Genomic DNA, 13,886 nt, shown 5'->3' on the forward strand with positions numbered 1-13,886 from the left:
AAATTAATAAAGCTACCCATTTTGCTTACCTTTTACCTAAGAAAATAAGTGACTTTATTCACATTGATACATTTTAGGTTGTCCCAAAATGATAATGCCTTTTTATAAAGGCAACAGTCGGTTGGTGACTACATTTTTCATGACAATGGTCGAGGTCAGACGTTGTACATTTGGCAAGGCAGAGAGACTGTCATCATAGAGTTTCTGGAAACTTGCCAGATCTTTGGCAACGACATGCAGTAAATAATCAGGATTTCCGAATAAACGCTGCGCCTGAATCACATTGGCAATTTCAGTGACTTTTTCTTCAAAGCTGGAAAGGGCAGTTTTATCGCCATCTTTCAAGGTTACAAAGATAATCGCAGAGAAATTGAGACCGATTTTAGAGGCTTCTAGATCAGCGTGATAACCTTTGATCACGCCACTTTCTTCTAAAGCTTTGACGCGACGATGGCAAGGAGACAGGCTTAAGCCGATTCTTTCTGCCAGTTCAGTGATAGATAATCGTCCATTTGCCTGTAGTTCAGCAATAATTTTCTTATCGATGCGATCCAATTGGAAGAATCTCCCTGTTGGCGTTAAATAAATAGAAGTATTTGGAATAACATTTTCACCATTAAAGCATATCCTTTCTCAACAATCTTCACCAAATGGTGAAAAAGAAAGCTATTAAGAATAGCGTTGCTGATGCAGGAAGGGCTTGGCTTATGGAACTCAGTGTGATTTTTGCTTTCTGGTGTGTTTCGATCTTATTTGTGTTAACGCCAGGTGCAGACTGGGCCTATGCCATTCTTGCAGGCATTAAGGGGAATTTTGTCTTAAATGCGGTGACTGGCCTGATTTTGGGACATTTTATTGCAATCTTGTGTGTGGCTGCTGGGGTAGGTGCATTACTGCAACATTATCCAATACTGTTAACCACCATGACGATTTTAGGTGCCTGTTATCTGCTATGGATGGGTGCAAATTTATTGATTCATCCAGCCACCATTTCGAGTGATCACAATGAAACGCAAACCTTAGATTCTGCGCGTTCGTGGTTGCTGAAAGGTGTGGGGATTAGTGGGTTGAATCCCAAAGTTTTATTGCTGTTTTTTGCTTTATTGCCGCCATTTATTCATCCAGAAATGTCTTTTGCACCCACAACCCAGATTATTTTGCTGGGTATGATTCACTTACTGAGTTGTGCAGTCGTTTATGTACTGGTGGGAATTGCAGCGAACAAACTTTTGGCAACGCGTCCAATGGCTGTGAAAGTCGTCAGTCGGGTTTCTGGTGGTCTGATGGTGATGATCTCGATCATTTTATTTATAGGGCAGCTTGGCTAAGAAAATAGTGAAATTTCTTAAGAATAGGTAGCTTTAAATTTTATATTGATTGAATTCAGTCTGTTAATTTTAATGCCGTTTAAGTCTGGAAAAATCATGAAATTATGGAATGGCACATATAGATAAAAAATAGTGTAAAACGTATTAATTCTCATTTATTATGCGGTTTTTTTAAAGTCGGCTGAAATAAATCATGGGTAGAAAACTTAAACCATTAGTATTGATGATGACATGCGCTTCAATGGGGACAACGGCTGTTTTTGCAGATGAAGTGCAACAGGGGCAAGCAGCGGATGCAACCGTGACATTAAATACAATTCGTATTACTGCCAGTGCGGATGCATCAGCAGATGGTTTAATGGATCCTTTTGCAGGTGGACAAGTTGCCAGTGGTGGTCGCGTCGGGATCTTTGGTAATCAGAAGAATCTGGATACACCATTCAACTTAACCAGTTATACCAATGAATATATTCAGTCCAAGCAAGCTAAAAGTGTAGGGGATGTATTAAAGGCTGATCCAAGCGTTCGTGTTGGGCGTGGTTTCGGAAACTTTCAGGAATCTTATTACATCCGAGGTTTTAATTTAGGGTCAGATGATACCGCTTATAATGGTCTGTATTCGATTCTGCCGCGCCAATATATTCCAACAGAGCTATTTGAACGTGTCGAAGTGCTTAAAGGTGCTTCATCTTTCTTAAATGGTGCGATGCCGGGCAACGGCGGGATTGGTGGGGCAATTAATCTATTGCCAAAACGTGCAGGTAATGAACCATTAAATCGTGTTACGGTTGGTACAGATTTTAACGGTGGCCAAATTGCCAGTGATATGTCTCGTCGCTTTGGCGAAAACCAAGAGTTTGGTGCACGTGTAAACACAGCCTATCATGGTGGCAATACCAGCGTTGATAATGAGAAAAATTCATTAGGTTTAGCTTCTATTGGATTAGATTACCGTGGTGATCGCCTACGTCTATCTGGAGATATGGGCTATAGCAATAATCGTTTAACTGCGACACGGCCTAATATTTCACTTGCAGGTTTGACTGAAGTGCCTGCTGCAATAAAGGCGAGTCGTAACTATGCACAAAAATGGACCTATTCCAACGAAGAAGATGTATTTGGTAGTTACCGTGCAGAATATGATTTAACTGATGCTGTAACCGCTTATGCGGCTTATGGTTTCCGTCATGGTGAAGAGCAAAATAGTCTGGCAAATCCAACTGTAACCAATGTCTCTAATGGTGATGCGAAATATTCACGCTTTGACAATGGTCGGGTCGATATGGTGAATACTGGTGAAATTGGTATTCGCGGTAAGTTACAGACAGGTTCTATCCAGCATAATCTAGTGTTATCAGGCTCTGCATTCCAGCAAAATACCCGTAATGGCTGGGCCATGAGCGGAAGTAACACCACTAATATTCTTCATCCAGATTATAGCAATGCACCTGAGTTGACGATTGGTAATCCAGAGCGTGTCAATGATCCTAAGCTTGGCACACGTACCCGTCTAAGAAGTATCGCGATTGGGGATAATATTTCTGCGCTTGATGATAAGTTGATTGTGATGCTTGGCGCGCGCTATCAAAAGATCATGCAGGAAACTTATAACTATCAGACCGATGGAAGTAAAATCAATCCAGCATATAATGAGGCGAAATGGACGCCTGCTTTAGGTGTGACTTATAAACTGACGCCAGAATTTTCTGTGTATGCAAACTATATCGAATCATTGGCGAAAGGGTTAAGTAATACTACAGTGGATGTCACAACAACACTTAAACCTTTTGTTGCCAAGCAAAAAGAAATTGGTGCTAAATACGAAAATGATCGTTTAGGTGCGAGTATCAGTTTATTTGACATTAATAAGCAGCGTGGTGTCTTGCAAGATGGGGTGTTTAGTGATGCAGGTGAATACGTTCATCGTGGTGTCGAGCTAAATACCTATGGCAAGCTGACTGATTCAATTACGGTATTGGGCGGTGCGTCGTGGCTACATGCCAAGCAAAAGAATACAGGATCTACCTTATATGATGACAATAATGAAGTTGGCGTGCCAAAGTTCCAAGCCAATTTAGGTGCTGAATGGGCGTTGCCAGTTCCGCAAGATATCTCCTTAAATGCACAATTGACTTATACAGGTTCGACTTATGCAAGTCTGGACAATAAGTTAAAAGTGAATGACTGGACTACGCTAGATATCGGTGCAAACTATAAAACCCAGCTTGGACAAACACCAACCACTTTCAACTTTAAAGTGAATAATGTCTTCAATAAAGATTATTGGTCTTCTGTTGGCTTATCTGACAATATCAATAGCACTTCAAATACCAATAATGGTTATGTGGTTGCAGGTCTACCGCGTACCTTTATGCTCAGTGCAAGTTTTGATTTTTAATTTATAGCGCTAAAAAAATCCCCGAATATTCGGGGATTTTTTTATTTATAGAATGGCTTTGAGTCGTTTGACCACTTCTTCACACTGGGCTAAATCTGCAACCAGCGCCATGCGCACATGCCCTTCACCTGGATTGCCTTGTTCAGTCTCACGAGACAGATAACGACCCGGTAAAACTTTAATATGTGCTTTTTCCATTAACATCTTGGCAAAAGTTTCATCATTATCCACTTTTAACCAATAATAAAAGCCCGCATCTGGTTTTTGTAACGGCAATAAATGACCGAGTTCAGACTGGAATAAATCAAATTTAGCGCGGTATTGCTGGCGGTTTTCTTCAACATGCGCTTCATCATTCCATGCTGCGATTGAAGCCAGTTGATTTTGTACGGGCATTGCAGCGCCATGATAAGTGCGGTATTGCAAATAAGGTTTCAATAAAGCTGCATCACCAGCAACAAAGCCAGAGCGCATACCTGGCAGGTTTGAGCGTTTAGAAAGTGAATGGAACACGATACAGTTTTTATAATCGTCACGGCCCATTTCCGCACAAACTTCTAGCAGACCAATCGGTGCCTGATCAAACCAGAGTTCTGAATAGCATTCATCTGATGCAATTACAAAATCATATTGATCAGAAAGTGCAATCAGCTTTTTAAACTGTTCTTTTGACAGTACTGTTCCTGTTGGATTACCTGGGGTACAAACAAATAATAAAGCTGTTTTTTCCCATACTTCTGCAGGCACGGCGTCGAAATCGCCTAAGTAGCCATTTTCTTCGGTACAGTTAATAAAATAGGGTTTTGCACCTGCAAGTAGGGCAGCACCTTCATAAATCTGATAAAACGGATTTGGCATCACCACATACGGTGCATCTTCGCGTTTAATTAAGGCCTGTACAAAAGAGAAAATGCCTTCACGTGTTCCAGAAACGGGCAGAATATGATCCTCTGCACTGATCTGGTTCAGCTTAAAGCGGTTAGTGAGCCATTGTGCAATACTTTGGCGCAGTTCTGGCAAACCTTTACTGTTTGGATACGTCGATAAATGAGCAAAATTATCAATAATTGCTTGCTTCACAAACTCTGGCGCTGGATGTTTCGGCTCACCAATTGATAGGGGGATCAATGGTAAATTGGCAGGTTGTACCTCTTTAAAAAGCTGGTTTAACTTTTCAAAAGGATAGGGATGCAATAACGACAAGCTAGAGTTCATTTAAACAGTTACCAAACAATAAAATTTAAGATGGATTACAAATTTGATTCGATGCTTCATCCAAAGCGGCTTTTAGTGTTTCCACAAAAGTTTTGACTTCTTCATCGGTGAGCAAGACACCATTTTTCTTGGTGACAAAGAAAATATCTTCTGCACGTTCGCCCAAGGTCGCAATTCTTGCAGAATGGATATCCAGACCCTGTAGCATGAATAAGCCCCCGATACGTGCCAGTAATCCGGGTTGATCCAGCGTTGAAATCTCGACCATATGTTGCTGCAAGGTCGGGTTCAGGACGATATCCACTGTATTCTGCACATCAAAATGACGTAAATGACGCGGGATACGGCGTTGCATAATCCCCGGATATTGGTCTGAATGGCTTAAGGCATCGACCAAGGCCGCTTTCACTTTGCGTTCGCGATCTGGATCAGTCAACAAAGTACCAAAACGATCAAGAACCAAATAGGTGTCTAAACTGAATGACGTCGAAGCGGTAATAATACGGGCATCCTGAACATCCAGATTCATACGATCTAATACGGCTACAGTTGTGGCAAATAGATTTGGCTGATCGCGGGTATAGATAAAGATCTGCACTGCATCATCTGCTGCATTACGATGCGCACGTAATAACACCAGAGGTTCAGGATTATCGCCGTGTTGCAGAATCGCTTGGGTATGCCATGCAATTTCATTGGCTGATTCTTTAACAAAGTATTCATCGCCCAGTTCTTGCCAGACTTTCTCAACTTCAGCGAGAGAGAAGTCATTGACCAAGAGTTCACTGGCAGCAAATTTGGTGTCTTCAATCAGCATTTGATAATCGACTGGACGGCCCAAGCCTGAACGAATCACATCACGCGCATAGGTATACAGCTGACGCATTAACGATGCACGCCATGTATTCCAAAGCTTAGGATTCGTGGCATTAATATCGGCAACTGTCAGAGTATAGAGATAATCCAGATGCTCCATATCACCGACTTTTTCAGCAAATTCTCTGACTTCATCTGGGTCTGAAATATCTTTTTTCTGAGCCGTGAGTGACATGAGTAAATGATTATTGATCAGCCATGCCACCAGTTTGCATTCACGTTCGGTAAAACCATGCGTACGACAGAATTCAATCGCATCGATTGCGCCGAGTTCACTGTGATCACCGCCACGACCTTTGGCAATGTCATGGAAAATCGCAGCCATATACACGATGTCATGGCGGGCAATACGTTGGAACACAGAACTTACGACGGGAAATTCTTTGGCAAATTCGGGTTCTTTAAAGCGGCTCAAATTACGGAGCAGCAATAAAGTATGCGCATCGACGGTATAAATATGGAATAAGTCGTATTGCATTAATCCTGTAATTTGACCAAATGCAGGAATGTAATTGCCGAGAACGCCGTAACGTTTCATCGCCACCATGGTGTTATATAAATGCGGTGAACGGATAATCGACATGAATAGGGCTTGATGTTCTGGATTGTCGCGGAAACGCTGGTCAATCCGTTTTGCTGCAAGTACCAGCAGACGTAAGGTACGGGCACGAATCCCGGTAATTTCTGGTCGATTCGCCAACAGATAGAACAACTCCAGAATTGCGCTTGGCTCTTCTGAAAAGACTTTGTGATGCTGAACCGCAAGCTTGCCATCGACAATTTTAAAACGTTCATTAATATCGATAATGTGACGTTCATAATCAGGCAGGCGAGGTGTAATCACTGACTCATTGAAATAGGCCAGTAGCATTTCATTCAGCGTTGAAACTTGTTGCGCCGTTCGGTAATAGCGCTTCATGAACTGCTCAACTGCAAAATTTACAGGCTGACCTTCTTCACGGACATAGCCAAATTTTGCTGCAATATCGCGTTGATATTCAAATAACAGACGATTTTCATCGCGTTTGGCAAGACGATGCAAATGGGTACGGATTTCCCATAAAAAGCTTTCCGCTTCTTCGAGTACGCCGAGTTCAAATTCGGTAATAAAGCCCAAATGCACCAGATCATAAATACGATTGACACGGAAATGACGCTTGGCAATCCAGCCGATCTGGTTGATATCACGAATACCGCCCGGGGCATTTTTAATATCAGGCTCTAAGTTGCTTTCAGTATTGTTGTGCTGCGCATAACGCTTAGCTTGTTCAGCCATTTTGGCGTCATAGAAGGTTTGATCCGTCCATGTTTGCGCCACGATACGACGCGGCCATTTTGCCAGTTGCTGATTGCCGGTAATGAGTCGTGCTTCAATCAGTGTCGTAGCAACGGTTAAGTCATTAATGGCTTGTTCAACACAGTTTTGAATGGTACGAACACTGATGCCTGGTTTGAAATTACCGACATCCCATAAAGAAGAAATAAAGGTTGAGATCAGTTTTTCTTGTTCTTCACTGATTTCATCCTCAGACAAAATCATGATGTCGGTATCTGAATAGGGCAGCATTTCATGGCGGCCGTAGCCACCCACTGCAAATAGACCTAGTTCAGTTTGATTCAAACCAGCATGATTCCAGAGAAAGATCAGCGCCTCATCAATCGAATCTGAACGGGCACCAATCACTTCACGAATCGGTTGCCCATTTTCATAACTCTCCTGTAATTGATTTTCTACATCCGTTCGCCATTGGTTAATGGCTTGAATATCATGATGACTGGTGACGTAGTTCAACAATGGCGAGGTATTGATCATGAAAATGGGTCTACTCAATAGGTTAAGAGTTAGTGTGTACGCTCACTTGGTCTGCGGCTTGTTGGGCCAATTCACGCGCAAGATCTGTGGTCTCAGCACGTGCAGTGGCAACACCCATACGACGGCGTTTAAAGCCTTCTGGTTTTCCAAAGAGGCGTAAGTCTGTATCTGGATTTGCTAAAGCAAGATTCAAGTCAGCAAAGCTGAGGTTCTTCGCATCGACACCCGCATAGATGACTGCACTTGCTGCCACACTGTGACGCGCAGTATTTACAGGTAAACCTAAAATGGCACGGGCATGTAATTCAAATTCGCTTTGGAATTGTGAAGCCAAAGTCACGAGACCTGTATCGTGTGGGCGAGGTGAAACCTCACTAAACCAGACTTTATCGCCCTTAATGAATAACTCAACCCCAAAAATACCACAGCCACCTAAAGCTGTAGTTACTTTATTGGCAATACGTTTTGCTTCTTCAAGCGCGGCAGGCGTCATTTGTTGTGGCTGCCAGCTCTCGACATAATCACCCGCATCTTGACGATGTCCGATCGGATCACAGAAATGGGTTTCAATTTCGCCTGTTTCTGGATTTTTAGCACGGACGGTCAGCAGGGTAATTTCAAAATCAAAATCGATTTGCGATTCAATAATCACGGTACCTTGATTAACACGGCCGCCTTGCATAGCATAATCCCAAGCAGCGTCAACTTCATCAAAGCTCTTGACGCGAGACTGGCCTTTGCCTGACGATGACATCACAGGTTTCACGAAGTTTGGATAACCAATATCGTCACATGCGGCACGGAAACTTTCTAAAGTATTGGCAAAGCGATAAGCCGAGGTTGGTAGACCAAGTTCTTCAGCAGCTAAACGACGAATCCCTTCACGGTTCATAGTAAGGTTCACCGCTTTAGCCGATGGGATGACCGTAGCCGTTTTATTCTGTTCGATTTCAACCAAGACTTCAGTGGCAATGGCTTCAATTTCAGGAACAATCAGATTCGGTTTGATCTTTTCAATCAGTTGTTTTAATTCGGCTGGATCAGCCATATTCAGGGTATAAGCATAGTGAGCCACTTGCATTGCCGGTGCGTGATCATAACGATCTGCAGCATGAACCTCGACACCCAAGCGCTGTAAAGAAATTACAACTTCTTTACCAAGCTCTCCAGAACCTAACAGTAAAACCTTAAATGCAGAAGATTGAAGTGGAGTTCCAAGAGTGACGCTCATGCGAATAATCCTATCCTGAGTAATTTGTGTTTAAGCATAGCAGAACTTTTTGCCGAATTAAGCCTATATGACACAAAAAACATGCTTTTTGTTAGACAAAAATATTGTGAGTAAAGCCCTTTGATTTAATTAAACATTGACTTGATAATCTAGTTTTAATTCTTCCGCATTTTGCCCACGAATTCCCCAGCTGACTTTTGGTGTTTCAAAAATCGTGATTTCAACGTCATGAGGTGAAATCCCACATTGTTGTTGAATATAAGTAAAAATTAACTGGATTAGGTGTTTTTTTGCTTCTTTACTGCGGCCTTCAAACATTGATATTTCGATAATCAGATAATTGTCACTGCGATCCTCTGGATAAATAAAATCGTTGGTCGCAAGACTGATAAAATGCTGGAATTTCTTTTCTACAGGATAATTCAAGCTGTCGACCAGCGGCTGATGAATGGCATGAGAAAGCTGGTTTCTAAACTATTCAATTGTTTGTTGTAATGCATAAATTTTGATTTGTGATATGGGGATTTACTTCCTGATGAATAGTTCATTGTTTTATTCAAGTTAATATAGAGAAATTTAGCGCAAGACAAACCTGAAATCTTTCGCTGATATCGCAAATTCTATGCATGATAAAACAGTAACAATGATTGAGAATTATTCCCAAATTGACTAGCATAATGGCCTTATGTTTCATCGGCGATCTGATATGTCTAATCTAAACACTCGTGTAACAGCAATCATGTTGTGTAGTGCCTTTTTATTGGCTGCTTGCGGGAACTCAGGTGATGAGCCAAAAGAGAAGGTACAGATCAAGCCAGCGCCAAAACTCAATAATGATGCAACGACCTATGCCAATGCTGCATGGAAACTGATCAATGAAATTGATCCGATTGTTTATAACAAGCAATCGGCTGAAATTGAAGAGAAGGTTAGAAAACCATTACGCCAGCTCAGCACGGATTGGCGGATCAATGTCAAAATGACAGACTCGGTGACTGAAGGTAAATATGCGCTTTGCCGTAAGGCATTGACCAGTCTGGATACTTGGGCGCGTGATGTCAAAGATAAGGAAAATGTATCTGCCCAAAAGCAGGCAGACTACGAGCGTGATAAAGCACAATGTAAAGATGCGATTGATAACCCCGCGTTAGGAAATACCTCTCCAAAATAATTGGGTGCATATAAAAAAGCGAGATCATTGATCTCGCTTTTTTATGGTTAAAGCTATCGTTGGATTATGAGGTTTTGACTGTTTTTGCCGCTTCCTGTTTGGCTTGAGTCGCTGTGGTACTCGCTACTTTTTTGGTTGCCGAAGCAGCCTTCATCGACTCATGTTTAGTGGAGTCTTTGGCTTTAATGGCATCATGTTTTACGGTATGGGTTGCTTTGGTGGTTTCTTTTTTGGCTTTCACGACGCCAGCTGCGACACATTTTCCACCTTTATGATTTGGGCCAGTGCCACCCTGGAGTTGAGTTCCTTTTGGACATGCAAATGCGCTAGCGCTTAATACGGTAAATAAGCCTGCTGTTAGAATTGTTGCGATTTTTCTCATGATTATCATCTGCGAGGATAAGCGATAGTGCTTAGTTTTAATGTAGACGCATTGAGATAGGGAAAGCAGACTGATTTTGTGAAATATTTTAGAGCATGCGTAGCATTTTATAGTGAGAGTTTGTCTTTTAATTTAGCGTTAAGTTTAAAAGCATATTGCAATCCAGAGCTTAATCATTAAGCTGCATTGCTATCTCTTGATCTTAGATTTTTAGATCACTCACGGTTGCGAATTGTCTTAATCTATCTAGATCAATTACTGTAATTTTCTTGAATCCTAATTGAATCACCCCTTGCTTTTCAAACTGGTTCAGTTCGTGGTTGATCGTTTGTCTGGAGACGGTCAGCATATTGGCTAGTTGATCCTGAGAGATTTGAATATTAAAGTCCTGAATCGTTGAACGGTTGCCATATCCTTCCAGAATAAATAACAGACGCTGTGCCAAACGTTGGCTAATGCTTTGGGTTTGAATCGCGATTTGCTCTAAAAATACGTAACGTAGTTTTTGGCTGGTGAGCAGGGCAAAGTAATACCAGTAATAGGGATTTTTTAGCAAAAAATCATTGAGCGCTTGGGCTGGAATTTGCAGTACAACACTCTTTTTTAAGGCAATGGCATCATGCGAACGCGGTTGCTGATCAATCAGGGAAATTTCACCAAACCACATGATCGGCTCTGCAATGGCAGCAATCGCTTCATTGCCATTCACATCGATATATCCCAGGCTAATCGAACCTTCCAGCACGCCGTATACGCCATCAAAGCGATCTTGGGCATGAAAAACTGCCGCATTTTTCTCAACGCTGTACTTTTTGCCATGCTCGATAATAAAGTTTTGAAAAGGTTCAGCTAAATGGCGAAACCATAAATTTTCTTTTAAATGCTGAATATAAAGCGGCTCTAACACGATTTTTCCTTGTTTAAAAAGACATCCATTTGTCAGCTACATGACAACTTGATCACGCTATTTCTTATAGATTAACAGCATAAACGAATGATATGAGGAAAGAAAAATGACAAATCTGGAACGTTTACTGAGTCAATATGCAGCTTATCACTTAGATCGAAATAATATTGTGACTCATTTTGTGGGGATTCCTTTAATTGTATTTTCAATTTTATGCTTAACGGCCCGTGCTGGCGTAGAAATATCGGGCGTGTCAGTCACATTAGCTTCCATACTGATTGTGCTCAGTATTCTCTATTATATTTCACTAGATAAGCTGTTTGGTATCCTGATGCTGATCATCATGATAGTCGCTTACCCATTCGCTGTAAAAATTGCTGCGTTACCTATGTGGAGCTGGTTGGGCGCAAGTATTGGTTTTTTTGTGGTGGGTTGGGTGTTTCAGTTTGTTGGCCATTATTTTGAGAAGAAAAAACCTGCCTTTGTGGATGATCTGGTCGGTTTGGCAATTGGTCCTTTATTTGTTTTGGCTGAATTTGTTTTCTTGCTGGGTTTCCGTAAGTCGTTGCATCAACGGATTTTAAAAGAAGCACAAATGAAACGTGCTGAAATGGATATGAAGCCGCAAACAGTCGCTTGATGGGCTGGACTCATATATAAAAAGCCAAGTTGATCAAGCTTGGCTTTTTCATTTATTGGATTCAAAGATTCTAAAAAACTCATTCAGTTGCTAAGCTATCACTATTCAAATGTGGTGGTCAGAATTAAAAAACACATGACAGGAATTTACGAATATTGGTCATTACCTTGCAAATTAAATATTAAATGTCCCGCATGTCAGGCCAAGGCGGATTTTGAATTTGCCCGATTGGCGAAGATTCCGCTGAAAAAAGATGTCGATTATTTTCAGCAGCATGCAGATTTTGAATATGCGCGTTTTCAGGATGCTTGTGGCGGTTATTGGCATGCTGCATTTTATTATCCAAATCTTTCTGGCGGCATTGACCAGATCCATGACTTACCAGAAGGATATGATCCAACAGCTTGGAGTACGCGCTATTCAGTGCAAAGTCGGGGTGGGGTGATATGTGAATCTTGTGGTTATCGACAGAAACATGAATTGAACTGGCCGAATGATGCCTATTATGTGGTGATGTATCGGCAACAGCATTTATGGGCCTTTCACCGTGAAGCTGCACTTGAGCTTTACCATTATTTGAGTGAAGCCTTACGCGACCATAAAAAATATCGTTATTCGTTCTTTCTATTGCATATTCCGACAATCTTCAAGCAGAAAAAAGCACGGCAGCATGTGACTCAGCGATTGCAAAAATTATTGAGTTAATGGGCTGTTAACGTTGCAGTTATCTTTGAGAAAATAAAAAAACCGCCAATAAGGTCATTACTGGCGGTTTGGAAATCAAAAAACTGATTTATACGTTAAAGCGGAAGTGTAATACATCGCCGTCTTGAACAACATAGGTTTTACCTTCTAAACGCCATTTTCCTGCTTCTTTGGCGCCATTTTCACCGTTATATTGAATGAAGTCATCATATGCGACACATTCAGCACGGATAAAGCCTTTTTCAAAGTCAGTATGAATCACACCAGCTGCTTGTGGCGCAGTTGCACCGACTTTAACTGTCCAAGCACGAACTTCTTGTACGCCCGCAGTGAAATAGGTTTGTAGGCCAAGTAATTTATAACCTGCACGAATCACCACGTTCAAACCTGGCTCTTCCATACCCATTGCTTCAAGGAATTCAGCACGATCTTCATCTTCAAGTAATGAAATTTCTGCTTCGATCTGGTTGCAAAGCGGTACAACAATCGCATTTTCTTCAGCAGCAAGTTTTTTTACTGCTTCAAGATGCGGGTTATTTTCAAAACCATCTTCTGCCACGTTGGCAATGTACATGGTTGGTTTAAGCGTCATTAAACCGAAACCGCGAACTGCTTTACGTTCGTCATCAGAAAGGTCAGCCGCACGTGCTGGTTTACCTTCATCAAGCAAAGGCTGAATTTTTTCTAAAACTGCTTTGGTTGCAACTGCTTCTTTGTCACCGCCTTTTGCTGCTTTAGTTAAGCGTAATAATGCTTTTGCAACAGTATCAAGATCCGCTAGTGCCAATTCAGTGTTGATGGTTGCGATGTCATCTAATGGGTCAATTTTACCATTCACGTGAATGACATTTTCATCTTCAAAACAACGAACTACGTGTGCAATGGCATCTGTTTCACGGATGTTGGCAAGGAACTGGTTACCTAAGCCTTCACCTTTTGATGCACCTGCAACAAGACCCGCGATATCAACGAATTCCATTGTGGTAGGTAAAATACGTTGTGGTTTTACGATTGCAGAAAGTTTGTCCAAACGTGGATCTGGTACGGGTACGATGCCTGTGTTCGGTTCAATGGTACAGAACGGAAAGTTTTCAGCAGCAATGGCTGCCTTTGTTAATGCATTAAATAATGTAGATTTACCTACGTTTGGCAGACCAACAATACCGCAATTAAAACCCATGAAACCACTCACAAATGTGTAATATAAAAATTGCTGCTGA

12 protein-coding genes and 1 pseudogene are annotated in these 13,886 nt (G+C 41.6%); 5 read left to right on the top strand and 8 right to left on the bottom strand.

Annotated elements, in window-relative coordinates; genetic code table 11:
- Positions 1-102: 102 nt before the first annotated feature.
- Entirely contained in the window at positions 103-555 is a 453-nt protein-coding gene (locus IEV36_RS00070) for an Lrp/AsnC family transcriptional regulator (RefSeq protein ID WP_004771744.1), read from the bottom strand.
- A 152-nt stretch (positions 556-707) separates the two neighbouring features.
- Here IEV36_RS00070 and IEV36_RS00075 point away from each other — a divergent pair, with 152 nt between their 5' ends.
- The gene (locus tag IEV36_RS00075; RefSeq protein ID WP_005257070.1) at positions 708-1,328 is read left to right on the top strand and encodes a LysE family translocator; all 621 of its coding nucleotides are present in this window, start codon (positions 708-710) and stop codon (positions 1,326-1,328) included.
- A gap of 193 nt (positions 1,329-1,521) precedes the next feature.
- On the top strand, positions 1,522-3,726 hold the full coding sequence (locus tag IEV36_RS00080) for a TonB-dependent receptor (protein ID WP_032863871.1): 2,205 nt from the start codon (positions 1,522-1,524) through the stop codon (positions 3,724-3,726).
- A 45-nt stretch (positions 3,727-3,771) separates the two neighbouring features.
- On the opposite strand, the gene dapC is transcribed toward IEV36_RS00080, so the two are convergent.
- The 4 genes and pseudogenes from dapC to IEV36_RS00100 all read right to left on the bottom strand — a co-directional run bounded on the left by dapC (position 3,772) and on the right by IEV36_RS00100 (position 9,380).
- Positions 3,772-4,941, bottom strand: coding sequence for a succinyldiaminopimelate transaminase (gene dapC, locus IEV36_RS00085; RefSeq protein WP_004771749.1), 1,170 nt, complete (start codon positions 4,939-4,941; stop codon positions 3,772-3,774).
- A gap of 25 nt (positions 4,942-4,966) precedes the next feature.
- Complete coding sequence (gene glnD, locus IEV36_RS00090) at positions 4,967-7,630, bottom strand: [protein-PII] uridylyltransferase (protein WP_005257074.1); 2,664 nt, start codon at positions 7,628-7,630, stop codon at positions 4,967-4,969.
- A gap of 22 nt (positions 7,631-7,652) precedes the next feature.
- Positions 7,653-8,870 (bottom strand): formate-dependent phosphoribosylglycinamide formyltransferase, encoded by a 1,218-nt coding sequence (gene purT / locus IEV36_RS00095; RefSeq protein WP_171068022.1) that lies wholly within the window; start codon positions 8,868-8,870, stop codon positions 7,653-7,655.
- Between the two features lie 120 nt (positions 8,871-8,990).
- Positions 8,991-9,380, bottom strand: a pseudogene (locus IEV36_RS00100) (tautomerase family protein).
- Positions 9,381-9,567: 187 nt separating this feature from the next.
- Between IEV36_RS00100 and IEV36_RS00105 the strand changes: the two are divergent.
- On the top strand, positions 9,568-10,032 hold the full coding sequence (locus tag IEV36_RS00105) for a hypothetical protein (protein WP_005257082.1): 465 nt from the start codon (positions 9,568-9,570) through the stop codon (positions 10,030-10,032).
- A 64-nt stretch (positions 10,033-10,096) separates the two neighbouring features.
- On the opposite strand, the gene IEV36_RS00110 is transcribed toward IEV36_RS00105, so the two are convergent.
- Positions 10,097-10,414, bottom strand: coding sequence for a hypothetical protein (locus tag IEV36_RS00110; RefSeq protein ID WP_005257085.1), 318 nt, complete (start codon positions 10,412-10,414; stop codon positions 10,097-10,099).
- Between the two features lie 202 nt (positions 10,415-10,616).
- Complete coding sequence (locus IEV36_RS00115) at positions 10,617-11,321, bottom strand: Crp/Fnr family transcriptional regulator (RefSeq protein ID WP_005257087.1); 705 nt, start codon at positions 11,319-11,321, stop codon at positions 10,617-10,619.
- 106 nt (positions 11,322-11,427) lie between these two features.
- Here IEV36_RS00115 and IEV36_RS00120 point away from each other — a divergent pair, with 106 nt between their 5' ends.
- Together IEV36_RS00120 and IEV36_RS00125 are read left to right on the top strand one after the other, a co-directional pair.
- Positions 11,428-11,961 (top strand): Mpo1 family 2-hydroxy fatty acid dioxygenase, encoded by a 534-nt coding sequence (locus IEV36_RS00120; RefSeq protein WP_005257089.1) that lies wholly within the window; start codon positions 11,428-11,430, stop codon positions 11,959-11,961.
- A gap of 135 nt (positions 11,962-12,096) precedes the next feature.
- Entirely contained in the window at positions 12,097-12,666 is a 570-nt protein-coding gene (locus IEV36_RS00125) for a hypothetical protein (RefSeq protein WP_005257090.1), read from the top strand.
- Positions 12,667-12,754: 88 nt separating this feature from the next.
- On the opposite strand, the gene ychF is transcribed toward IEV36_RS00125, so the two are convergent.
- Positions 12,755-13,846 (bottom strand): redox-regulated ATPase YchF, encoded by a 1,092-nt coding sequence (gene ychF / locus IEV36_RS00130; RefSeq protein WP_005257091.1) that lies wholly within the window; start codon positions 13,844-13,846, stop codon positions 12,755-12,757.
- Between the last annotated feature and the right edge of the window lie 40 nt (positions 13,847-13,886).

This window comes from Acinetobacter vivianii, assembly GCF_014635885.1.
Classification (GTDB): domain Bacteria; phylum Pseudomonadota; class Gammaproteobacteria; order Pseudomonadales; family Moraxellaceae; genus Acinetobacter; species Acinetobacter vivianii.